This is a genomic window from Pyrinomonas methylaliphatogenes (assembly GCF_000820845.2).
Taxonomy (GTDB): Bacteria; Acidobacteriota; Blastocatellia; order Pyrinomonadales; family Pyrinomonadaceae; genus Pyrinomonas; species Pyrinomonas methylaliphatogenes.
The window spans coordinates 170,935-193,581 of record NZ_CBXV010000002.1 but is presented as its reverse complement, the minus strand read 5'-3'; the positions used below and the strand labels follow the sequence as shown (position 1 = coordinate 193,581).

The 22,647-nt window shown below is 59.8% G+C and carries 25 protein-coding genes; 11 read left to right on the top strand and 14 right to left on the bottom strand.

All coding sequences use genetic code 11. The features are described 5' to 3' along the window. Positions 1-23 precede the first annotated feature (23 nt). The 9 genes from PYK22_RS02500 to PYK22_RS02460 all read left to right on the top strand — a co-directional run bounded on the left by PYK22_RS02500 (position 24) and on the right by PYK22_RS02460 (position 10,556). Positions 24-1,403: a sigma-54-dependent transcriptional regulator gene (locus tag PYK22_RS02500; protein WP_041973996.1), complete on the top strand. Its 1,380-nt coding sequence runs from the start codon at positions 24-26 to the stop codon at positions 1,401-1,403. A 393-nt stretch (positions 1,404-1,796) separates the two neighbouring features. Beyond that, entirely contained in the window at positions 1,797-2,024 is a 228-nt protein-coding gene (locus PYK22_RS02495) for a hypothetical protein (protein ID WP_041973994.1), read from the top strand. Between the two features lie 209 nt (positions 2,025-2,233). After that, positions 2,234-3,433 carry a response regulator gene (locus tag PYK22_RS02490; RefSeq protein WP_060635252.1) on the top strand — a complete coding sequence of 400 codons (1,200 nt, stop codon included), beginning with the start codon at positions 2,234-2,236 and terminating at the stop codon, positions 3,431-3,433. Between the two features lie 164 nt (positions 3,434-3,597). Then, positions 3,598-5,271 (top strand): bifunctional ADP-dependent NAD(P)H-hydrate dehydratase/NAD(P)H-hydrate epimerase, encoded by a 1,674-nt coding sequence (locus PYK22_RS02485; RefSeq protein WP_060635251.1) that lies wholly within the window; start codon positions 3,598-3,600, stop codon positions 5,269-5,271. A gap of 85 nt (positions 5,272-5,356) precedes the next feature. Continuing rightward, positions 5,357-7,123: an aminodeoxychorismate synthase component I gene (pabB, locus tag PYK22_RS02480; RefSeq protein ID WP_060635250.1), complete on the top strand. Its 1,767-nt coding sequence runs from the start codon at positions 5,357-5,359 to the stop codon at positions 7,121-7,123. A 165-nt stretch (positions 7,124-7,288) separates the two neighbouring features. Further along, positions 7,289-7,816, top strand: coding sequence for a tRNA (adenosine(37)-N6)-threonylcarbamoyltransferase complex ATPase subunit type 1 TsaE (tsaE, locus tag PYK22_RS02475; protein ID WP_157770627.1), 528 nt, complete (start codon positions 7,289-7,291; stop codon positions 7,814-7,816). Next, positions 7,816-9,072 carry a DmpA family aminopeptidase gene (locus tag PYK22_RS02470; protein ID WP_083437574.1) on the top strand — a complete coding sequence of 419 codons (1,257 nt, stop codon included), beginning with the start codon at positions 7,816-7,818 and terminating at the stop codon, positions 9,070-9,072. The genes tsaE and PYK22_RS02470 overlap by 1 nt, the downstream gene beginning before the upstream one ends. A gap of 7 nt (positions 9,073-9,079) precedes the next feature. Continuing rightward, the gene (locus tag PYK22_RS02465) at positions 9,080-9,697 is read left to right on the top strand and encodes a class I SAM-dependent methyltransferase (protein ID WP_060635248.1); all 618 of its coding nucleotides are present in this window, start codon (positions 9,080-9,082) and stop codon (positions 9,695-9,697) included. Positions 9,698-9,716: 19 nt separating this feature from the next. After that, positions 9,717-10,556, top strand: coding sequence for a DUF72 domain-containing protein (locus tag PYK22_RS02460; RefSeq protein WP_041973991.1), 840 nt, complete (start codon positions 9,717-9,719; stop codon positions 10,554-10,556). Positions 10,557-10,656: 100 nt separating this feature from the next. On the opposite strand, the gene PYK22_RS02455 is transcribed toward PYK22_RS02460, so the two are convergent. The 13 genes from PYK22_RS02455 to PYK22_RS02400 all read right to left on the bottom strand — a co-directional run bounded on the left by PYK22_RS02455 (position 10,657) and on the right by PYK22_RS02400 (position 18,865). Next, positions 10,657-10,950 carry a hypothetical protein gene (locus PYK22_RS02455; RefSeq protein WP_041973989.1) on the bottom strand — a complete coding sequence of 98 codons (294 nt, stop codon included), beginning with the start codon at positions 10,948-10,950 and terminating at the stop codon, positions 10,657-10,659. Further along, complete coding sequence (gene ygfZ, locus PYK22_RS02450) at positions 10,947-12,086, bottom strand: CAF17-like 4Fe-4S cluster assembly/insertion protein YgfZ (protein WP_041973987.1); 1,140 nt, start codon at positions 12,084-12,086, stop codon at positions 10,947-10,949. The genes PYK22_RS02455 and ygfZ overlap by 4 nt, the downstream gene beginning before the upstream one ends. Continuing rightward, positions 12,083-12,442 carry an arsenate reductase family protein gene (locus tag PYK22_RS02445; RefSeq protein ID WP_041973985.1) on the bottom strand — a complete coding sequence of 120 codons (360 nt, stop codon included), beginning with the start codon at positions 12,440-12,442 and terminating at the stop codon, positions 12,083-12,085. Before PYK22_RS02445 ends, ygfZ begins: the two co-directional genes overlap by 4 nt. 31 nt (positions 12,443-12,473) lie before the next feature. Then, the gene (locus PYK22_RS02440; protein ID WP_083437541.1) at positions 12,474-13,109 is read right to left on the bottom strand and encodes a redoxin domain-containing protein; all 636 of its coding nucleotides are present in this window, start codon (positions 13,107-13,109) and stop codon (positions 12,474-12,476) included. A gap of 14 nt (positions 13,110-13,123) precedes the next feature. Next, positions 13,124-13,735, bottom strand: a complete 612-nt coding sequence (locus PYK22_RS02435; protein WP_041973983.1) for a uracil-DNA glycosylase — start codon at positions 13,733-13,735, stop codon at positions 13,124-13,126. Between the two features lie 93 nt (positions 13,736-13,828). Then, on the bottom strand, positions 13,829-13,957 hold the full coding sequence (locus tag PYK22_RS18130; protein WP_268871516.1) for a hypothetical protein: 129 nt from the start codon (positions 13,955-13,957) through the stop codon (positions 13,829-13,831). Between the two features lie 35 nt (positions 13,958-13,992). Then, the gene (locus tag PYK22_RS02430) at positions 13,993-14,748 is read right to left on the bottom strand and encodes a superoxide dismutase (RefSeq protein ID WP_041973980.1); all 756 of its coding nucleotides are present in this window, start codon (positions 14,746-14,748) and stop codon (positions 13,993-13,995) included. 225 nt (positions 14,749-14,973) lie between these two features. Beyond that, positions 14,974-15,585, bottom strand: coding sequence for a superoxide dismutase (locus tag PYK22_RS02425; RefSeq protein ID WP_041973977.1), 612 nt, complete (start codon positions 15,583-15,585; stop codon positions 14,974-14,976). A gap of 62 nt (positions 15,586-15,647) precedes the next feature. Further along, positions 15,648-15,971: a TMEM14 family protein gene (locus PYK22_RS02420; RefSeq protein WP_041974444.1), complete on the bottom strand. Its 324-nt coding sequence runs from the start codon at positions 15,969-15,971 to the stop codon at positions 15,648-15,650. 187 nt (positions 15,972-16,158) lie between these two features. Continuing rightward, positions 16,159-16,491 carry a 2Fe-2S iron-sulfur cluster-binding protein gene (locus tag PYK22_RS02415; RefSeq protein ID WP_041973974.1) on the bottom strand — a complete coding sequence of 111 codons (333 nt, stop codon included), beginning with the start codon at positions 16,489-16,491 and terminating at the stop codon, positions 16,159-16,161. A 119-nt stretch (positions 16,492-16,610) separates the two neighbouring features. After that, complete coding sequence (erpA, locus tag PYK22_RS02410) at positions 16,611-16,967, bottom strand: iron-sulfur cluster insertion protein ErpA (RefSeq protein WP_041973971.1); 357 nt, start codon at positions 16,965-16,967, stop codon at positions 16,611-16,613. Positions 16,968-17,075: 108 nt separating this feature from the next. Beyond that, positions 17,076-18,158, bottom strand: coding sequence for an Mrp/NBP35 family ATP-binding protein (locus tag PYK22_RS02405; protein ID WP_041973968.1), 1,083 nt, complete (start codon positions 18,156-18,158; stop codon positions 17,076-17,078). Positions 18,159-18,175: 17 nt separating this feature from the next. Then, the gene (locus tag PYK22_RS02400) at positions 18,176-18,865 is read right to left on the bottom strand and encodes a helix-turn-helix transcriptional regulator (protein ID WP_041973965.1); all 690 of its coding nucleotides are present in this window, start codon (positions 18,863-18,865) and stop codon (positions 18,176-18,178) included. Positions 18,866-19,139: 274 nt separating this feature from the next. Here PYK22_RS02400 and PYK22_RS02395 point away from each other — a divergent pair, with 274 nt between their 5' ends. Next, entirely contained in the window at positions 19,140-19,646 is a 507-nt protein-coding gene (locus PYK22_RS02395; protein ID WP_083437573.1) for a DUF4112 domain-containing protein, read from the top strand. 33 nt (positions 19,647-19,679) lie between these two features. Here the strand turns inward: PYK22_RS02395 and PYK22_RS02390 are convergent, their stop codons facing one another. Further along, a complete protein-coding gene (locus PYK22_RS02390; protein ID WP_060635244.1) occupies positions 19,680-20,744 on the bottom strand; it encodes an SDR family oxidoreductase in 1,065 nt (354 codons plus the stop codon). A 165-nt stretch (positions 20,745-20,909) separates the two neighbouring features. On the opposite strand from PYK22_RS02390, the gene PYK22_RS02385 reads away from it, so the two are divergent. Beyond that, complete coding sequence (locus tag PYK22_RS02385) at positions 20,910-22,607, top strand: M20/M25/M40 family metallo-hydrolase (protein WP_041973963.1); 1,698 nt, start codon at positions 20,910-20,912, stop codon at positions 22,605-22,607. The last annotated feature ends 40 nt before the right edge of the window (positions 22,608-22,647 follow it).

The following is a 22,647-nucleotide window of genomic DNA, read 5'->3' as shown; positions in this document are numbered from 1 at the left end:
GAACCTTATCGTTTCTGAAAGCTATGCAGAGAGCGAAACTGCTTGTCGTGGAAGATGAGGCGAATTTGCGCTTGGTGCTGCAGAAAGAGCTCGAACGTATGGGGCACGAAGTCCATACGGCGGCTGATGGCGAGGCGGCGCTTCGCGCCCTCGAGGAAGAGTCCTTCGACGTTCTGCTGTGCGATATCAACATGCCGCGCATGAACGGAATGGAGCTTCTGCGGCGCGTGCGCGAGCGGGCGAATCCGCCCGAGGTGATCATGTTGACCGGCTACGCGACGGTCGAGACGGCGGTCGAAGCGATGAAGCTCGGCGCATATGATTATTTGACCAAACCGTATCGCATCGTCGAACTCGATGCGCTCGTGCGCCAAGCGGCAGAAAAGCGCCATCTGCGCGTCGATAATCAACGGCTGCGCGCTCAACTGGCCCGCCAAGCGGAGCCTTGGCCGATCATCTATGTCTCCGCCGCGATGCGCGAATGTTTGAGATTGGTCGAGCGCGTCGCGCAATCCGATGTCTCGGTCCTCATTACGGGCGAATCGGGAACGGGGAAGGAGTTGATCGCGCACGAAATCCATCGGTTGAGCGCCCGCCGCGAAGGCGCGTTCGTCGATCTGAACTGCGCCGCGCTGCCCTCGGAATTGATCGAATCGGAGCTTTTCGGCTATGAGGCCGGAGCGTTCTCCGGCGCGAAGGGGCGCAAGCTCGGTTTATTCGAGCTTGCAGACGGCGGCACGCTCTTCCTCGATGAGGTGGCGGAGTTGCCGCCATCGTTGCAGTCGAAGCTTTTGCGCGCGATCGAAACGCGCTCCTTCTATCGCGTCGGAGGGGTGCGCAAGGTGCATGTCGATGTGCGCGTCATCGCCGCGACCAACCGCGATCTCAACGCCCTCGTAGGCGATGGCGGTTTTCGGCCCGATCTGCTCTATCGCATCAACGGTTTTCAGATCAACTTGCCGCCGTTGCGCGAGCGTCCGGAAGATATCGTCCCGATCGCGCGCCATCTGCTCAAACAACTGGGCGGCTCGAATCCGCCAGAACTGACGGATGAAGCGCTCATCGCTCTGCAACGCTATCACTGGCCCGGAAACGTCCGGCAGTTGCGCAACTGCCTTGAACGCGCCGTCATCCTTGCCAACGAAGGGCGCATTACGGTAAACGAACTGCCTCCCGAAGTGGTCGGTTCGCCGCCGAGCGGCGTCGCTTCAGTCTCGCCTTCAAACTCCCAGCCGCCTCCAAGACCCGTGACCGCGCCGCTCCACGAGGTCGAAAGGCAACAGATCCTTGCGGCTCTCGAGCAGACAGGTTGGCATCGCGGCAAGGCGGCGGAGTTGCTCGGGATCTCCCCCTCAACCCTCTATCGCCGATTGCGCGATTACAAGCTGACGCGGCGCCTTTAAGATCAGCGGCGCTGGCGCTTAATGCTTCGCATCGGGATGAGCTCGCAAAGCGCTTGAAGCGCGTCGGGTGGATGCCGCGGTGCGATCGTTGCGCTACCTTCATCCGCTCGAGCTTCTGGGCCAGCGAAAGGGGCGCTGCGCGTGCGGCCTTGTTCGGGTTACAAGATCCGAAGCGGTCGAGTCACATCGGCCCTGGGCCTTAAACGGGGCGCCGAAGATCTCTGAGGCCCGCCTCTTCGCTGACCTTCGCTTCACAAGTTTAAATTGCGAGCGCGCTTGGTTTATTATAATTTTTGAGATCAGTGCGTTCACGGCACGTGCGCAACGAGGCCCGGGTCGGCGCAGATCGGATGCGCTTCTCGGGCGGTTTGCGATCGGTGGAGGCATAGGCAGATGGCGACGCGAACGGTCATTATGGCGAAGAATGACATGCTCGCGCTGATCACGATGGTCAAATCTGAGAGGGGAGCTTCTATTACGACCCTCGATCCGCGCCGCGGGCATCCGCTGGTGAAAAATTATGAACCGTGGGCGGTCGTCGAAGAGTTTCGCAAAGTGTTACGTTTGAGCGAGGAGAACGGCTGGCGTGTCGTTTATGATGGGGAGCCGCTGTGGGGCTAAAGTCACCGGTTTTTTTGGGGCGCAAGATCGCCCTGCGGTAACAGCATTGATTTAAATCGAAGTGTGCGACTAGAATCGAAAGCTATCCCCGATCGGGGATGGCTCCTCGCTCTCCGAAAGACGTCAAACTGCCCCCATTTTAATCCTCCACAACTCACGCCGTATCGAGCTGAGTCAATTGGCTTGTGAAGCGAGAGGCGGTGAGATAGATGAGAAAGATCCTTTTCGTTGACAGCAAATACGATGCTATCGGCGGGATGCAGTGGTTGACGCGCTCGATCGGCGCGCAATGGGCTATGACTTTCGTGCGCACCGAGGAGGAGGCGCTGAAGAAGCTCGCTGAAAACGATGACTTCGACGCCGTCGTGATCAACCCGCAATCGAACGCCGAAAAAGGGATGGGGTTGTTGGCCGAGTTGATGCGCCATCACCCGCGCCCCGTGCGGATGATTCTATCCGACAAGCTCGATCAGGAGATGCTCACCAAATGGTTGGGTCCGGCCCATCGGCGGCTGTCGCGTTCCTGCACCGCCGCGGATCTAGAAAAAGCGATCGAGCGCGCCTGTGCGTTGCGCGATCTGTTGGCGAACGAATCATTGCAGCGCGTCGTCGCGCAGATGGACTCTTTGCCGAGTTTGCCATCCGTATACGCGCAATTGATCGAGGAGTTGCAATCGCCTTCCCCTTCGGTGCGCAAAGTCGGTGAGATCATCGCGCATGATCTCGCTTTGACGGCGAAAGTCCTACAAGTGGTCAATTCGGCCTTCTTCGGCCTGCGGCGCAAGATAACCAGCCCGTCCGAAGCGACGATGTTCCTCGGGCTCGATACGATCATCAGTCTGGTCTTGGCGATCAGCGTCTTTTCACACTTCAACGCGAAGCGCCTGTCGAACTTTTCGCCCGAAGCTTTGTGGTCGCACAGTCTGCAAACGGCTGTCTTCGCCAAGCAGATCGTCCGTTTGGAGCGTCATGCGGACAAGATGGCGGAAGATGCTTTCACGGCTGGATTGCTTCATGATGCCGGGAAGATCGTGTTGGCGACGATGTTGCCCGAATGGTACGAACAAGCGCTCAGACTCGTCGCCGACAAGCGATACCTGTTCGCCGATGCCGAACAGGAGGTATTCGGCACGACGCATGCCGAAGTCGGCGCCTATTTGTTCGGGCTATGGGGCTTGCCCGATCAGATCATCGAAGCCGTCGCCTTCCATCACCGCCCGGGCGATCGGGCCGGTGGTGATTTCGATGCGCTCATCGCCGTGCACGCTGCGGATATATTCGAGCACGAAGGGCGCAGTTACACGCCCGTGCCCGATTTCGGTTACCTAGAGCGCAACGATCTTCTGGAGCGGTTCATGAGTTGGCGGAACGTCTGCTTGCGGATGCGGGGGGCAGAGGAAGGAAGTTAAGGGCGAAGATGTTCTAAGCTCATCCTGCCATTCGCTATGCGGAACGTCCACTCCCTTCACACGCTTTCGCTCGATTTCGCCCTCTTCGGGGGAAGTTTTTCATCGTCATCCTAGCGTGTTGACCCTCGCTCCATTCTCTTCATATCATCGCTTCCGTGCGGAAGGTGGTCACAGCCGAAGAGATGCGCGCCATAGATCGCGCGACCTCAGAGCAATATGCGACGCCGTCGCTGCTTCTGATGGAAGCGGCGGCGACGAACGCCGCGCGCGAAGCGGTCACGTTGTTGACCGAAGGCTCGCTCGGATCTCATGAAGCCAACTTGCACGGAAAGCGAATCGCGATCATCTGCGGGCGGGGCAACAACGGTGGCGACGGAGCGGCTGTCGGTCGGGCGCTGTGGCGTCAGGGAGCGCGCGTCGAGATCATCTTGTGCGGTCGTTTAGCGGACGCCAAGGGCGACGCGCAGATCAATTTCGAGATCGCGCGTCGGCTTGCCGCCGGACCGGATCGATCGCTCTCTTTCATCGAGTGCGATACGTTATCGACTTGGAATGAGGTCGCGGCGCGACTCGCTGATTGCGATCTAATCATTGACGCGCTCTTCGGCACGGGCCTGACGCGCCCGGTCGAAGGCGCGCATCGCGCCGTCGTTGAGCGGTTGGTCCAATTGCGCGAAGCCCGTGACCGATCCGGCGTTTCGACTCCGCGGATCCTGTCGCTCGATCTCCCATCTGGGCTCGACGCCGATCGCGCGCAACCGATCGGTCCGGCGGTGCGCGCGGATGTGACCGTCACCTTTACGGCGCCGAAGCCGGCTAACGTCTTGCCGCCAGCCTCGCGTCTCAATGGGCGCCTCGTCATCGCTCACATCGGTTCGCCCGGTGAGTTGATCGAAGCTTCGCCGTCGCGATTATTCCTGCTTGAAGCGAGCGACGCGCGCGCTTGGTTGCGCCGCACACGCTATGCGCCAGGATCGTACAAAAACTCGCACGGCCATGTGCTCGTCGTCGCCGGTTCTCGTCGTTTCACGGGAGCCGCAGCATTGACCGCGAACGCGGCGATGCGTTCAGGGGCCGGGCTCGTCACTATCGCCGCGCCGCGATCGGCCATCGAAGCGGTCGCGGCACGCTTGATGCCTGAGGTGATCACGGCGCCGATCGCCGAGACGGCGCATGGGACGGCCAGCGTCGAGGCGGTCGAGGAAGTCCTCACGCTCGCCGAGCGCATGACGCTCATCGCCATTGGGCCCGGACTCGATGCGAGCGATGAGGCGACGCGCCGTTTCGTCCGTGAGGTGATCGTACGACGCCGCGTGCCCGTGGTGATCGATGCTGACGGGTTGAACGCGCTCGCGCCGTGGCCCAGCGATTTGCGTGGAAGCGATGTTGCGCCGTTGATCTTGACACCGCATCCGGGCGAGATGCGCCGCCTGATCGGTACGGCGGGCGATGAGATGTTACAGGATCGAGTCGAAGCCGCGCGCGATTTCGCTACGAAGCACGAACTCCACGTCGTGCTCAAAGGTGAACGCGCGCTCATCGCATCCGCCGATGGCCGCGTCTTCGTCAATCCGACCGGCAACGCTGGGCTCGGCACGGCGGGTTCGGGCGATACTTTGACGGGGATCATCGCCGGTTTTCTGGCCCAGGAGTTGGCTGCTCGCGCTCAAAACTCCGACCCGATCGCGGCGGTCAACGCGGCAGTTTACATCGGCGGTCTGGCTGGGGATCTGGCGGCGCGCGCGCGCGGCATGCGGACGATGACCGCTTCGGATGTGCGCGAACATTTGAGCGAAGCCGTCCTTCAACTGGACGCAGAGGGCGAGTTGCCGAGTTGAATCAGCGTTTGCTTCTCCGGGCGGCATCCGGTGAGCGCCGAAACTGTGAATCAGCTCTAAAATGCGCCATTCGTAAAGAGGCTGGATGGCAGCGGCTTTTTCCGATGCGATGAGCGGCGAGATTTTACTGCATCATGCCGCGACGGGTAAGTGGTGGCATTTCAGCGATCCGATCGAAGCGATCGAAGCCTATCGCGTCGAAGAGGTGCTGCCGCGATTGCGACAGGTTGAAGCGGCAGTCGAAAAGCACAATCTCTATGGCATCGGTTTCATCAGTTACGAGGCCGCTCCTGCATTCGATCCCGCTTTTCGCGTTCGGCGGACGAGCGATTTCCCGTTGCTTTGGTTCGGGCTCTATCGCGAGCCTGCCGTGGATTCGGCGCTGAGAGCCTCGCGTTCGCGACAGTTAGAGATCTCAGCGTGTGAGTGGAAGCCATCTGTCAGCGAAAGCGAATATGCGCAGGCCATCGCGCGTATCAAAGATGAGATCGCGCGAGGCAACACCTATCAGGCGAACTACACCTGGCGTTTGCGCGCGCTCTTTCGAGCCGATCCGAAAGCCTTATTCGTCGCGCTCGTCGAAGCGCAGCCGGTCGCCTACGCGGCGTACCTCGATACCGGTCGGTACGCGCTCTGCTCGGTCTCGCCGGAGCTTTTCTTCTCGCGCGATGGGGCGATGGTCGTCGCCAAACCGATGAAAGGGACCGCGCCGCGCGGGCGGTTCAACGCGGAAGATCGCGCGTATGCTGCGCAGCTTCGACGCTCGGCCAAGAACCGGGCTGAAAACGTGATGATCGTCGATATGGTGCGCAACGACCTCGGTCGCGTCGCCAAATTGGGAAGCGTGCGCGTCGATCGTTTATGGGAGACGGAGCGATACGCGACCATTTGGCAGATGACTTCTACCGTCGTTGCTGAGACGAACGTCGCCACTTCGGACCTCATCGCCGCGCTCTTCCCCTGTGCCTCGATTACGGGCGCGCCGAAGGTGAGCACGATGCGCCTTCTCTCTGAACTCGAGACGGAACCGCGGCGCGTGTACACGGGCGGCATCGGTTTCCTCGCACCGCAAAGGCGCGCGCAGTTCAACGTTGCGATTCGTACCGTGTTAGTCGATCGAAAATCGGGCGAGGCCGAATATGGCGTCGGCGGCGGGATCACTTGGGATTCCGAGGTCGCTGACGAATATGCGGAATGTTTCAATAAAGCGCGCGCCCTGCTGCAACCTGACCCGGAATTCGAACTGTTCGAAACGATGCGCTGGACGAGGCGTGAAGGCTATTTCTTGCTCGAACGCCATCTTGCGCGACTGCGCGACTCGGCTGACTATTTCGACTTCGCCTTCGACGAAGAGCGCGTGCGAAGAAAGCTGTGTGATCTGGCACGATCTTTTGTGGCACCGCAGCGTATCCGTTTGTCGCTCGCCCGTACAGGCGAAGTGAAGTTGGAGAGCGCGCCTCTATCGTTTAACGATCGACAGCCGCTGCGCTTGCAACTTGCGCCGACGCCGGTCAACTCTTGCGATCGCTTCCTCTTCCACAAAACGACTCATCGCTCTGTATACGCCGCAGCGCGCGCGTTGTGTCGGCGGGCGGACGATGTGTTGCTATGGAACGAACGCGGCGAACTAACCGAGACAACCATCGGGAATGTGGTCTTACGATTGAATGATGAATTGGTGACGCCGCCCGTCGAGTGCGGACTGCTGCCGGGGACGATGCGGGCAGAGCTTTTAGCCAAAGGGCGCGTGCGCGAGCGTATCATCATGCGCGATGAGCTAGAGCGTTGTACGGAGCTTTACCGGATCAATTCGGTGCGAGGGTGCGAGCGCGCTGTGTTGATCACGGGTTGAGTGTTAGGCAACGCAAGGCCTCACGAACGTGGTGGCTTGGAAAACCGCGTCGCTCGGAGATCGGATGAGCGTTATCGCCAGCGCGCTCATGCTATAATCGCCTGCGCTCGAAAAGATGATCGTCCAGTCTGTGGGGAGCAGATCGAACTTGCGATGAAGGATGGCATGGCAGCGGATTTCCCGCGACCGTTGGGAGAGAGCGAGCAGACCGAACTTGCGATGAAGGATGGCGCAGACATACCGACGGGCGTTTGGATCACGCGCGAGCCAGCGGAGACGCGCGCGCTGGGCGAACAGGTTGGGCGCGCCGTTCGAGGCGGCGAGGTCTTCCTTCTCGATGGCCCGTTGGGAGCCGGCAAAACGATCTTCATCAAAGGGCTCACCAGCGCGCTCGGTATCGAGGAGGATGATGTGAGCAGTCCGTCATTCACGCTCGTCAATCGTTACACGGGCCGCTTGACGTTCTATCACCTGGACCTTTACCGCATGCCTGAAGGCTCGGTGGCCACTTTCGCCGTCGATCTCGAAGAGTTGTTGAGCGACGCACAAGCCGTGATCGCCATCGAGTGGGCCGAGCGGATCGGTCGATTCCCGCTGCCGGAGACCACTTGGCATGTGAGGATCGAGGGCGACGGGGAAGCGCCGCGTCGAATCACGATCGAAAAGCTCGGATCCGATCAAGCGAAAGGATGATGCGCGGATTGAAGCTCCCCGTCGAAGCGAGGAGAAGGATCTTCCTGGCTGCGCTGAGTCTTCCATTAGGAGGCGCGCTCTTCTTCGTGGGGGTCTGCGGGCAAAACGCTAGACCGCGTGCGCGCGAGGCAGGCGTCATCGTCGGCATCTTGCCGACTGGACCGCTCAACGCCATCACGGACGTCGCCGGCGTCGCCGTCGGCCACGTGACGATCATCCGCGGTGATGATGTGCGCACGGGGGTGACGGCGATCTTGCCTCACACGGGCAACATCTTTCGCGAGAAAGTGCCCGGCGCCGTCTTCGTCGGCAACGGTTTCGGAAAGCTCACCGGCTCGACGCAGGTCGCCGAACTCGGCGAGATCGAAACGCCCATCATTTTGACCTCGACCCTGAGCGTGCCGCGCGCCGCTGATGCCGTGCTCGATTATGTGCTCTCTTTGCCGGGGAATGAGGATGTGCAATCGGTCAACCCGCTCGTCGCGGAGACCAATGATGGCCTTTTGAACGATATACGCGGGCGGTATATCGCGCGCGAAGACGTCCTGACGGCCATCCGCAATGCGCGCGGTGGCCCAGTCGAAGAGGGGGCCGTCGGAGCTGGCACAGGTACGGTCGCCTTCGGCTTCAAGGGCGGGATCGGCACGGCGTCGCGTCGGTTGCCGCCGAACTTAGGCGGTTACACCGTCGGCGTGCTCGTGCAAACGAATTTCGGCGGCGTGTTGACGATCAACGGCGCGCCAGTCGGATTGGAACTCGGACAGCATTATTTGCGCGATGAGCTGAGAAAAGGCGCTGCGCGAAGAACTGATTCAAGCGCGAGCGCGGCGATGGCCGATGATCCGGCAGATGGGTCTGTGATCATCGTCATCGCCACGGATGCCCCTGTCGATGCACGTAATCTGCGTCGGCTGGCGGCGCGCGCGATGATGGGATTGGCGCGCACGGGAGCCGCTGGAACCAACGGGAGCGGCGATTACGCCATCGCTTTCTCGACCGCGCCCGAAGTGCGCATCAACATGGATCGAGCGCGCGCGGCGCGCTACGCGCCGTTGCCGACAAAGTTGCTGTCGAACGAAGCGATGTCGCCGCTCTTCTTGGCCGTCATCGAAGCGACGGAAGAGGCGATCTACAACTCGCTCTTTCGTGCGACGACGATGACGGGGCGCGGGCGGACGGTCGAGGCTTTGCCGATCGAGCGCACGCTCGAAATTCTGCGCCGCCACGACGCGCTCGGGAAGAGAGACGCGAGGTGATTCGAGCATGACGTGTTCCTACAACTCTTCGAAACAGCGGGCGATCTATGATCGTTTCGCGCCGCGCTTCGATCGTTTCATGCGGCCGCTCGAAGAGCGATTGCTCGCGCGCCTCCGCGCGCGTGCCATCGCCATGTTGCCATCGAACGGGCGCGTGATCGAGATCGGCGCTGGCACCGGCGTGAACTTCAACCTCTATCCCATGAGCGCTTCGGTCATCGCCAGCGAGCCGAATGCGGAGATGATCAGGCTGGCCCAGGAGAAGAGAGGGCCGAAGAACATTCAACTCGTGCGCAGCGTCGCCGAGGATCTACCCTTCTCTAACGGAGCTTTCGACGCCGCGCTGGCGACTTTGGTCTTCTGTTCGGTGCGTTCGCCGAGGCGCGCGTTCGCCGAGTTGAAGCGGGTCACTAAAAGCGGCGGGCCGATCGTGTTGATCGAACATGTGCGGCCCGCAGGGTGGCTCGGACCGCTCTTCGATCTCATCAGTTTGGCGACGGTGTTGCTTTTCGACGATCACTTCAATCGTCGCACGGCGCGCGAGGCGGAAAAGGTCGGATTGCACATCGAGCGGATCGAACCCTATGCGCGCGGCATCTTTCAATTGATCGTCTGCCGCGCTTGAGGGCGACGTGAGAGGCGGAATGAAATTTCCGGGGGCCCAAGTGGAGATCGGATGTCAAGGTTGGAACTATGATGACTGGACCAGTCGTCCGGGGGAACGCATCTTCTATCCGCAGAATACGCGCGCGGCGGAGATGCTCTCGATCTACGCGCGCGCGTTTCAAACCGTCGAAGTCGATTCGACCTTTTACTCTATCCCCTCTATCGCCACGGTCGAAAGCTGGCGCGAGCGAACGCCGGAGGATTTCAGCTTCGCTTTGAAGCTGCCGCAACAGATCACACATGAGCGCGAGCTTGCGGATAGTCGCGAGCTGCTCGAAGAGTTCTGCGCGCGCGCGCGCCGGTTGGGGAGCAAATTGGCCGTCGTGCTCATCCAGCTTCCGCCTTCTTTCGATCCTTCTCCTTCGCGCGCGCAAGCGTTAAGAAACTTCCTTCAAATCTTGCCGCGCGATATGCGCTTCAGCGTAGAGTTCCGTCATCCGGATTGGCTGACGGCGCACGTCCTCGACATGTTGAATGAGAATGGGATCGCCTGCGCGCTCGTCGAAGGTCCGTGGATCCCGCGCGAAACGATGTGGCGTGTGGGCGAAGCGCAACGGACCGATTTCGCCTACGTGCGTTGGATGGGAAGACGCGACCTCACGCGTTTCGATCGCGTTCAGCGCCCGCAAGATGAGAATTTAAGGGCATGGAGCGAAGAGCTCAAACGACTCGCTGCCCGTGGCGTGCGCGTCTTCGCTTACTTCAGCAACTTCTATGAAGGGCACGCGCCGGCCAGCGCGAGTAAAATGAAGAAGTTGCTTGGACAGCAAACGGTCGAGCCTGAGGAGTTGGACGATCAGCGCGCGCTCTTCGGTTGAAGCCATCGTCGCGCGAAGAGCACGCGGTGCTGACCGGCTTGGGCATCGCACAGACCGAGGATGATCCGAGCGTTTCGGGCGAAGATCCTGCGCAAGGCGCTCAACCGTTCTCTTCCTCTTCAGAGAGCCGCATCATGATTTCGGTGAACTGTTCGAGTTCTTGGCGCGCTCGTTCCATCGCCCGTTTGCTCTCTAGGTAGGCCGCCCAATGGGGCGTGGTGGTGAGCGCGGAAAGGGCGTCCTGATCGAAGGCTTGAGCCATCAACGCGATCATGTCGTTGGCTGCGCGCGCATGTTCGAGCAGCGTTTCGATGATCGAATAGGCGAGCTGCGCTTGCGTTCGGTTGAGATCGCGCGCCGCGCGATCTTTGTGGCTTGGAAGTTTGTCGCTCATGTCGCTCCATCCCAACTGCCGCGGACCATCGGCAACGCGGCGACGCGCGCTTTGAACTGGCGCTCGTTCAATGCGATGTGCGCTTCGGTCCCGGGTTCGAGATAAGCGTAGCGGATATAAGCGAGCGCGATCGTGCGTTCGAGGCGTGGCGAGCGCGCGCTCGAGGTGATGCGCCCCATCTCTTTACCGTCGGGCGCAATGATTTTGGCTTTCGGCAGCGCCTCTCGCTCCTCTTCGCTCGGCTCGTTGCGCTCATCGAAGACGAGCCCCATGAGTTTCTTGGCTACATGGCCTCGCCAGCGTATGCGCGCGATGATCTCTTGCCCGAGGTAGCATCCTTTCGTGAAACTGACGGCTTCATCCAGACCTGTTTCGAGGACGACCGTCGTCTCATCCATGTCGATGCCGTAGCGCGGGATGCCGGCTTCGATGCGCAACGTCTCAAGGGCGTCGAAGCCGATGGGGCGCGCTCCCGCAGCTTTCGCCGCGCGCCAAATCTCCGGCGCGCGACGCGCTTCGATGAAGATGTCAAACCCGTCCTCTCCAGTATGCGAGGCGCGGATCAGGAGCGGACCGTTGCGATCCAAAGATGCGATCCTGTTCCTTTCGAGGCGCGCCGCTTCTTCGCCGAAGACTTTGGCGATCGTCTCCCGCGCTTTGGCCCCTTGAAGCGAGAGCCGCGCCATCTCTTCAGTCGCGTCGCGCACGCGAAAATCCCCAGCCAACGTGTAGCGTTCAAGCATTTGTCGCACGCGATCGCGCGTCGCCGCTTCCGTGTCGAGCAGAAAGAGCGTCTGATCGAGGCGCAGGATGCGGACCAAGGCGACGAGCCTTCCTTGCACGTTGGGGAAAGCGGCGAGCATCCAAGCGCCTTTGGGCAGAGCTTTCACGTCATTGGTGACGAGCCCGTTGAGAAAAGACTCTGCTTCTGAACCGGCCACTTCGATCCGCCCGCCGGCGCACAGATCGATCAAGCCGCATCCGCCATCGCGGACGATGCGATACTCGTCCAGCGGATCGACATAACGCGCCGGGATAAGCCAACCATCGCCTGTTCGCATGGCGGCGCCTTCAACGCGATGCGCTTCATCGAGCGGGCTACGTTGAACCATGCTTGGCGAAGCTTTCTCGCTCATCTTTGCAGGAAACGTTCGTAAGCCTTCGGCGTAAAGCCGGCGATGGCGCGCTCCCCGATGATGAGCACGGGGCGTTTGATGAAGGTGTACTCTTCCGCCATCAAACGGAGCATCTCATCATCGGATAGCTCACGTTTGTCGAGTCCCAACGCGCGATATTTGCGCGCGCGCTTTGAGAATAGCTCGCGCGCCCCGCCGACGAGTCGCGCGAGCCGTTCAACCTCGGCGCGCGTGAGCGGCTCCATCTTCAAATCGCGGCGCTGCTCGAGCGCGATGCCGCGTTCTTCCAGAAACAGGGCGGCCTTCTGACACGTCGTGCAGTGCGGCAGCCAATAGAATTCGATTCGCTCACCCATTTCAAGTCACAGAAGGCGCATTCTCAAACGATCACCTGTTCTGCGCCGCCTCTTCGCTCTTGAGCTTTTCGAGTTCGGCGCGCAGCCGATCGTAGTCCTCTTTGTTGCCGGCGCGAAACGCCAGATTGACGTAGCGAATGCGGCCTTGTTTGTCGATCAGGAAGACGGTGCGTTTGTTGAAGCCGCTCGCTTCGTCATAGCTGCCGTAAATGCGCGCGACCTTGTGATCGTGATCGGAAAGGAGCGGGAACTGCAGTTTATGATACTTCGCCCACTCATGATGGGAGAAGACGTAATCGCCGCTGATCCCGAGCACCATGGCGTCCAATTTCGCTAACTCGGCGAAAGTGTCGCGCAGCGTGCAGACCTCTTTGGTGCATCCGCCGGACCAGTCAGCCGGGTAGAAAGCGAGGATCACGTTCTTGCCGCGCAGGCTCGACAGCGCGAGATGCTCTTCCGGGCGGATGAAGATCTTCTCTTGTGTGGCGTAGGGGAGTCGAAAATCGGGCGCTAGATCGCCGACTTTAGGCGCAGATGGGAGAACCGTTGCGCTCGCTCTGGCGGCGATCGTCATCTCCGGGCGCCTCTGTTGCGCGCTCAGGCCCAAAACGCTGGCGAAAAGCAGGAGCAAGGATGCGAGGCGAAACGGTTTTAACGTGCGTGCCATTTGAACTTCACCTCCTAGTCGGTTTCATTCGCAAGGCGTAAGGCGCGCTTGATAGCTTTGTAATCTCGCCGTTGCTCTCGTTCTGTACGGTGCGAGATAAGAACTTGCGGGCTCGGATGATAAAGCGGCACGAGCAGCCGTCCATTCCAATGGCAAATCCGCCCGGCATGAGTGCGAAGCGAAAATTCATGATACTCGATGGTGCGAAGCGCAGCAAGCGCGACTTGCCCGAGCGTGGCGACGACCGCTGGATCGACGATCTCGATCTGCTGACGAAGGAAAACGGCGCAGTTGGCGATCTCCTGCGCGCTCGGGCGGCGATTGGCGCCGGATGGCTTGTGTGGATTACAGAGGACGGCATTGGTGACGAAAACCCGTTCGCGCGTTAATCCGATCGAAGCGAGAAAGCGTGCGAAATTACGCCCCGATTGATCGCCGCTGAAAGGGATGCGCGTGCGATCGGCGCCTCGCCGGCCCGGCGCTTCGCCGATGAATAAGACGCGCGCCCGCAGATCGCCGTTACTTGGGCCGAGAACCGGACGACGATCGCACATCGCGGGGCACCGCCGACATGCGGCGACCTGATGGACTAGTTGCGCAAACCATTGAGCTCGTGCGCCAGACATCGCCCCATAAGCGCTTCCTGCGGCCTTATCTTAGCTTCGCGACCGAAACGACGCCGAAGAAGGTTGGCGCGCTTCGTTCGAAAGAGACCGCCTTCAGTGCTGTGACGCGCTTTGACGCTTCTCTCGCTTCTCTTTGGCGATCGAGTGATTGTAGTTATCAACGTAAGATGCGCAGCCGGAAAGGAGCGCAGTCAATAGCATGAGCAGAGCGATCTTCCTCATCTGATCGTTACGGTCACCTCCTCTTCGAAAAATCATCAGGTTCGGCGCGTGGTTCGTTGAGAAGTCGCCGTTTCGAAGCGGCGATTGATCTCATCCCAGTTGACGACGTTCCACCACGCCTCCAAATACTCGTTGCGACGATTCTGGTACTTGAGGTAGTAAGCGTGCTCCCATACGTCGTTGCCCATGATCGGATAGAGTCCTTGGGTCAAGGGGCTATCCTGATTGGGCGTCGAAATGATCTGTAGGCGCCCGGCGCGATCGCGCACGAGCCAGACCCAACCTGAGCCGAAGCGTTTCATCCCAGCATCGTTGAACTGCTTCTTGAACTCAGCGAAGCTGCCGAACGTCCGCTTGATCGCTTCGGCGATCGGACCGGTCGGCTCGCCGCCGCCGTTCGGCTTCATGATCTGCCAAAACATCGTGTGGTTGACATGACCGCCGCCGTTGTTGCGCACCTGCTCTCTGATGTCGGCGGGGACGCTTTGAAGATTGCGGATCAAGTCTTCCGCTGAACGATTGCTTAGCTCAGGATGTTTCGCGATCGCCGCGTTCAGGTTATTGACGTAAGCGGCGTGATGTTTGTCGTGATGAAGCTGCATCGTTTCGGTGTCGATGTAGGGTTCGAGCGCGTTGTATTCGTAGGGCAGTGGCGGAAGTTTGTGCGGCCCGGAGGCCGTTTGTTGGGAGACGCTTATAACCGCTGCAGGCGAACTATAGCTCGTTCTGGTCCAGAGTGCGACCGCTGCCGGAGCATACAGGGCGTAACGCAAGAACTCGCGCTTGTTCATCTTCCACCTCCTTTCTGCAAAGGCCGATCTTATGAGCGAGCATCTTGGATGGTCGTCGCATTAAGTCGACTCTCAAGACCTCGCCAGATCGCCGGAACTTCTGCGAGAAAGCGAAAGGCGCATGCAAGCTGCGCCGCTTCCATGCGCCTTCGTCTAGGAGCCATCCATTCGGCGGAGGGCCGAGACGCGATCCGCCGAATCATCGCGCTGAAAAGACTGAGAGCTTCAACGTGCTTGTTCGAAACGGCGATTGATCTCATCCCAGTTGACGACGTTCCACCACGCCTCCAAATACTCGTTGCGACGGTTGCGATACTTCAAGTAGTAAGCGTGCTCCCATACGTCGTTGCCCATGATCGGGTAATGCCCTTCCATGAGCGGATTGTCTTGGTTCGGCGTCGAGGTGATTTGCAGTTGACCATCCTTCGATCTGATGAGCCAGACCCAACCTGAGCCGAAGCGTTTCATCCCAGCATCGTTGAACTGCTTCTTGAACTCAGCGAAGCTGCCGAACGTCCGCTTGATCGCTTCGGCGATCGGACCGGTCGGCTCGCCGCCGCCGTTCGGCTTCATGATCTGCCAAAACATCGTGTGGTTGACATGACCGCCGCCGTTGTTGCGCACCGCAGTTCGGATCTCCTCAGGCACGCTGTTCAGATCCTTGATCAAATCTTCGGCGCTCTTGTTTTGAAGTTCAGGGTATTTCTCCAAAGCGGCGTTCAGGTTATTGACGTAAGCGGCGTGATGTTTGTCGTGATGAAGCTGCATCGTTTGTGCGTCGATGTAAGGTTCGAGTGCGTCATAAGGATATGGCAAGGGCGGTAGTTCGTGCGCCATTTTCTATTCCTCCTCTCTCCTGATTGTGAATACAATCGAAAGCTTACCGGTCAACCGCGAGTTCATGGTTGCGAAGCTTGGCGACCGATGAGCAAGATGATGATGGCTGCGAGGCTGAGAATGATCATCAGTCCGCCGGGCATCATCTTGAACCCTTTGAGCGAAGCGAAGGCGAATCGCGCCAATAAGAGCGCGGCGATGATGAGCGCGATCCACCAGCCTAGAAGATACGCGCCGCGCATCATCGCCGCGGCTGACCCGATAAGCAAGATGCCTGCGCCTAATCCGGCGATGAGCGACGGCATGCTCTGCGCTTTAATGTAACCGTAGATGCCGCCCACCGCGACCAAAATGCCGTAAACGAGAATGGCTATAGCTGTGTTCATGGTCGCCTCGCGCTCCCCGGAGCGAAAAAACATCGAGAGGCCGGTTTCGAACGGCTCGCAAAATAGCGCATCTTAAGATGATCGAAACCAGCGCTCGATCCGCGAACTCGAACATGTTATCGCTGACCAAAGCTTAACACCAATCTCCGGGGAGGTGCAAAGAGAGCCGCGGTGAGATCGCTCCGGTTCAATCGGCAGGGCGCGGTCCGGGATCGAGATTGCGCACGCTCGCTTGATTGATGACGCGCAACCTCAGATCGCCTTGGATGCGGATCTGACAGGATAGGCGTATATTGGGCGCGAGTTCCTGCTCTCGCGCGAGGCGATTGCGCTCGGCTTCGCCCATTTCGCCCGCCTCGCCTCCCAGAATTTCGACGCGGCAGGTCGTACAACGAGCGTTCCCTCCGCAACGATGAAGGATGTCTATCCCGTTATCTTCGAGCGCGAGCACGAGCTTGCGTCCGGTTTCGGCTTCGAACGTTTTAATCCCCGTCGCCGTCTCCGCCTGAATGATCGGCATCGCCAAAATCCTCTCTTCTTGTCTTCGCGTAAGGTGAAGAACTTAAGGCTTGACATACGATCAGCGTAGCACGCCGAACCGACGCGCTACGCTGACAGCCAATCGTCCTGCGATGGCAGTTAGACGGTAAAGGATGAGCCGCAACCGCAGGTGCCCGTCGCGTTCGGATTCCTGAAGGTGAAACCGGAACCCATCACCGTCGAGACGTAGTCGATCTCGACGCCGTTCAAGTACTGCGCGCTGAACATGTCGACGAAGAGGCGCACGCCGTTCGAGTCGAGCACGTAATCGCCTTGGCGCGAATCCTCTTCGATGTTCAGGCTGTACTGGAAACCGGAGCAACCGCCCGGCACGACGCGCACGCGAAGACCTGCGGTCTCGGGCAGATCCTCTTCGCCAGCCATGAACTTCTTGATCTCTTCAGCCGCCTTGTCGGTGATGTTGATCGTCAAAGTCGGAGCCGTTGTCACAGACATCTCTAACCTTCTCCTTAAAGTATGACTTCGTCGTCGCTCATCGGATCGATGATGGCAGAACTTTTGTACCACACTTGTGGCGCAAATCCCAAGGATGAGGGCGCCACCTCAAGCGTTCGTCTTCAGGATCGTCAGCTCCGGCTTCATCGCCTCGATCGAAACTTGCCGAGCGACCTCTTCAGCGACCCGCTTGAAGGCCTGCGCTTGTGGCGAATTAGGGTGCGCTATGACGACGGGAACGCCTCGATCGCCGCTCTCGCGCACTTCGATCCCGAGAGGGATCTCGCCGAGAAAAGGCACGCCGTAGCGCTCGGCCAATCGCCGCCCTCCGCCTTCGCCGAATATCTGATAGCGCGCGCCCGTGTCGGGCGCGATAAAATAGCTCATGTTCTCGACGATGCCGAGGATCGGGACGGCTACCGTCTCGAACATGCGCAGCGCGCGACTGACGTCAGCGAGCGAGACCTCTTGTGGCGTCGTCACGAGCACGGCCCCTTGCACGGGGACGAGTTGCGCTAAGCTGAGTTGCACGTCGCCCGTTCCGGGCGGCATGTCCACGATCAAATAGTCCAACTCTCCCCAAGCGACATCTTGCAGGAACTGCCGCACAAGACCGTGCAAGATCGGACCGCGCACGATCATCGGCTCATCGCCGGGCTTGATCAGCGCCATGGAGATCATGCGCACGCCGTAAGCTTCGATGGGCAGTAGCTTGTTGCGATCGATGATCGGACGGGCTTGGACGGCCCCGAGCATGAGCGGGACGTTGGGCCCGTAAATGTCCGCATCCAGCAACCCGACGCGCGCCTGACGAAGCGCGAGCGCGACCGCCAGGTTGACGGCGACGGTCGATTTGCCGACCCCGCCTTTACCGGATGACACGGCGATGATGTTGCGCACGCCGGGCAGGGTCGCGCGATTGCCGATCCCGCGCCCGCGCGGCACCTCGGCGTCCATCGTCACGTTGACGCGCTCAACGCCGGGAAGCTTACTTACCGCTTCGATCGCCGCTTCGCGCATCTGCTCTTTGACGGGACACGCTGGCGTCGTCAGCACGATCCGAAACGAGACCTCGCCTCCTTCGATGCGCAGATCGCGGATGAAACCGAGCGTGACGATGTCCTTGTGTAGATCGGGATCCTTGATTTGCCGCAGCGCGTTCAGCACGCTCTCTTCAGAAAGTAGATTCATATCTCCCTTCGCCTAAACTAGATTGTGGTGTGCGCGCGTTTGCGCTTCGCCCGCCTCTTCTCCGTTCGAGGACGAAGGACGCGGTACAGACAACTCGCCCCTCCCGCAACGATGCGAGTTTCGCGAAAAACCTCGGCCCCGAGGAGCTCGCGATACACGATCAATTCTCGGTCGCAAAGCTGGCGGTACTCGCGCGCAACCTCCGTCACTGGGCAGTTCCACTCAGTCAAAACGTAAGAGCCGTCGGGTTGCTTTTCGGCGCGAGCTTCGTATCCAAGGCCGTCAAGCAACTGGGCGAGCTTCCTCACTCGCGCGTCGAAGCCTAAGCCCTCGAGCTGCGGACGCAAACGGCGGATGACCTCCTCGGCACAGCGGCAAAAGACCGCGTTCAGCCCATCCGTCCCCCATAAAGCTTCGACTTGCTCGAGCAGAGCCTGAGAGAGTAGTTCGTAGCGCTTCGGGAATAATTCGTTCGCCTGCGTCGTCAAGCGATAGCGATGGACCGGTCGCCCGCGCCCATTGCGCTCGATCGCGTGACACACGTAACCGTCGCGTTCGAGCGCGTCGAGATGTTTGCGCACGCACTGCTTCGACAGACCGAGCGCGCGCGCCAGTTCGTCGGCTCGCGCTGACTCTCGTTTGCGCAGTAGCCGCACGATTTCGCCGCGCGATCGCCCGAGCGGATTGTTCGTCGGAACGGAGAACACCGGCTCAATGTTAAGATCGCCGAAAAGGTTTTGTCAACCGAAAGGTTGTTTTATTCTTGCGGCGGCGAAGGTTGGAATCGGTGTCTGAGAGCCGATGGCGGGCGAATGCGAAACGGGCGCATCGCAACTTAACAGTTCTTCGCATCATCGAATCACAGGGGTTGAACGTCATCGGTGAGATGCTTGGCGGCTTGCTCGAGGCGGCGGACCGATTGGTTGCGCTCGGATTTCGATTGAGGCTTGGTTTAAGCGGATGGATTGTGAGGTCAAAACGATGAAAGAAACCACTCTACTCTCCCGAGATGAAAGGGGCTCTTCTTCTGTCGAGATCGAGCCTCATCTGCGGCGATTAAGCTGGGTGCTCGATGATCTGATCCGCCTTCCTGTGGTCGGGTGGCGCATAGGGCTCGATGCCATTTTGGGCTTGATACCTTGGATCGGCGATGTGGCGACGACGCTCGTTTCGCTCTACATCCTTTTCTCTGCGGTACGTTACGGTCTGCCGAAGATCGCTTTGGCGCGGATGGGGATCAACATCGGGATCGATTACGCGCTCGGGTCGTTGCCGCTTGTCGGCGACCTGTTCGACGCGGCGTGGAAATCGAACCGGCGTAACCTCAGGTTGCTAGAGCGCCACCTGGGCGCTTCGACCCGCCAACGCGCGCGTTTGAGCGATTGGCTCTTCGTCATCTCGATCGCGTTGGCGCTCGCTTTGCTGGCGTTCGGCTCGCTATTTGTCGCCATCTATCTGTTCGACCATGTGGTCCATCGTTTGGTTTGACGAGGGTCTCGGTACTATGGAGGCGCAAAAGGATCAAGGTTGTGGGTGCGCGCGCACGTAAGCGATGAGCGCATGCACGTAAGAAGGGAAAGAGGGGCACACCACGCCGTGCGGTTCGAGCAGTTCGCGCGCGCGCGTCGTATCATAGATCTGTTCGATGAAGAAGTATGGAACGCCGACGCGCGGCAGTCCCGTGATCGTTTCGGAGAAGGGAAGTTGCAAGGTCGAGCGGACGAGCGTCGGTGGGACGTGAAGGCGCGAGCCATGGCCCGCTGCCGCTTCGGCGATGGTTTCAAAGAGATCATAGGTTGTGAGCGGCTCGGGATCGGCCAGATGAACCGTTGCGCCGATGGCCCGTTCATCTCGCGCCAGCGTCGCCATCGCGCGGACCACGAAATCGACGGGCACGACGTTCAATCGCACGCGCTTATTCCCGATGTTGACCAGCGACAGGAGGTCGGGTTGCATCAGGATGTAGTTGATGAGGTAGTAGATACCATCGTACTTCGTCGTTTCGCCCGTCTTGGAATCGCCGCAGACGACCGCCGGACGGTAGATCGTGATCGGCAAACAGTCTTTGAGGCGGTCGACTTCAAGCTCCGCTAGATATTTCGATTCCTCGTAGAAGTTACGGAAGCCCGCCGAATGTTCGAGTTCGGTCTCGCGGATCAGTCCGGTCCGTTTTCCGGCAACGTAACATGTCGAGACGTAGTGGTAGCGTTCGAGTCTGGGGAGCTTGAGGGCGAAACGGTTGACGTTGCGCGTGCCTTCGACGTTGACGCGCATGGCCACGTCGCGCGCGACCGCCAGATCGTATATCGCTGCGAGATGAAAGAGCGCCGTCGTCTCCTCGCGGGCGCGTTCGAACTCCATCGTCGAAAGGCCCAATTGGGGCTGCGTGATATCGCCTTCGAGAAGATGGAATCTATCTCGGTCGCCTGCGGTCTTTTGAGCGAGGCGGGCGATCTCGGCGCGCGCGCGCGCGCCGAAGCGCGGTTCGACGAGCAGCAGGAAGCGCGCGTTATCGTCTTGCGCCAGAAGTTCAATTAAGCGCCCGGCGATGAAGCCGGGGAACCCGGTGACGAAGATCGTCTTCATGCTTCGGGTGATTTTACTCGAAATGTGGCGTAGGGCGCGATATGGCGAAAGCTCTCTCGATGCCTTCGCCAGACGCGCGATTGAAACTTTCAGCGCCTTTTTGCAGTATAAACACAAACAGCTCCTAGAATTTTCCATCCTTTTTCGTTGAAGGAGAATCTGCCGATGCGAAGCAAACGCTTTACCGCCATCGTATTGCTTTGGGTCTTGCTCGTTTCGAATCTCGCGTTTGGGCGACAGAATTCGCCTTCGTCTGGGGCGACGCCGAAAGATCCAAACGATCCGATCGAGAGGATCAAAGATGAAGGGCTCAATCGTTCGCAGGTCATGCAGATCCTGAGCTATTTGACCGACGTGATCGGTCCGCGGCTGACTGGGTCGCCGCAGATGAAACGGGCCAACGAATGGACGCGCGATAAGCTCGCCGAATGGGGGCTGCAGAATGCGCATCTTGAGCCATGGGGACCGTTCGGGCGCGGTTGGGAGTTGAAGGATTTCTCGGTTGAGGTCATCGCGCCACAGACCATCCCGATCATCGCCTATCCCAAGGCGTGGTCGCCCGGAATCGATATCACCGCGGATGTCGTCTATGTCGATGCGAGGGATGAGAACGAACTACAAAAGTTCAAGGGGACTTTAAAGGGCAAGATCGTTTTGACTGCGCCCATGCGCGAGGTCAAGGCTCATTTCGAGCCGCTCGGCGCGCGTATGACCGAGAAGGATTTGCTCGAATTGGCCAACGCGCCGATGCCCGGACGACAGCCATCGCGGCGCTTCGATCTGAACGATCCGCGCACACGTGAGCGCATTCAGAATTCAATCTTCGCGGCAAAGAAGCTCCAATTCTTCACGGATGAAGGGGCCGCGTTGTTGATCGATCCGAGCGCGAACGGCGATGGCGGGACCCTCTTTGTCGGCGCCGCCAGCGTCCCACAGCCGCTCGATACCTCATCGCCCGCCGCCACCATGCGTAGTCTTTTCATGGGGCGCATCCGTCCATATGACAAAAACGCGCCGCCGATCATCCCTCAGATGGTTATGGCCATCGAGCATTACAACCGTCTGGCCCGCATGATCAAAGCTGGCGAGAGGGTGCGGATGAAGGTGAAGATGGACGTGCAATTTTACGATCAGGATTTGATGGCTTATAACACGATCGCAGAGATACCGGGCACGGACAAGAAGGATGAGATCGTCATGCTCGGCGCGCACATGGATTCTTGGCATGCCGGGACGGGCGCGACCGACAACGCCGCTGGCGTCGCCGTTTGCATGGAAGCGGTGCGCATCTTAAAAGCGTTGGGATTACAACCGCGGCGGACGATCCGCATCGCGCTGTGGAGCGGTGAAGAGCAGGGGCTGTTAGGATCGCGCGCCTACGTCGCGCAGCACTTCGGCAAGCTCGAGGAGTCGGAAGATAGCAGCTTCATGCGGATGGTCTCCGGTGGAAGCGGCGCGCCGCCGAAGATCATCCCAGGGCCTGAGTACGACAAGCTTTCGGTCTATTTCAATCTCGACAACGGGACCGGCAGGATCCGCGGCGTCTATTTGCAAGGCAATGAGGCGGCCCGCTCGATCTTCCGCGAATGGCTGATGCCGTTTCGCGAGATGGGGGCTGCGACTTTGACGCTGGCCAATACGGGCGGGACCGATCACTTGTCGTTCGATGCCATCGGGCTTCCGGGATTTCAGTTCATTCAGGACGAGATCGAATACGAGACGCGCACGCACCATTCGAACATGGACGTGTACGATCGCATTCAAGCCGATGACATGAAGCAGGCGGCGACGATCATGGCGGCCTTCGTCTATAACGCCGCGATGATGAACGAGCGCTTCCCGCGCAAGGCGATGCGGCAATAGGGCCGCGCGCCAGGGCGCCGAAAGGAGATGACGTCGGCGA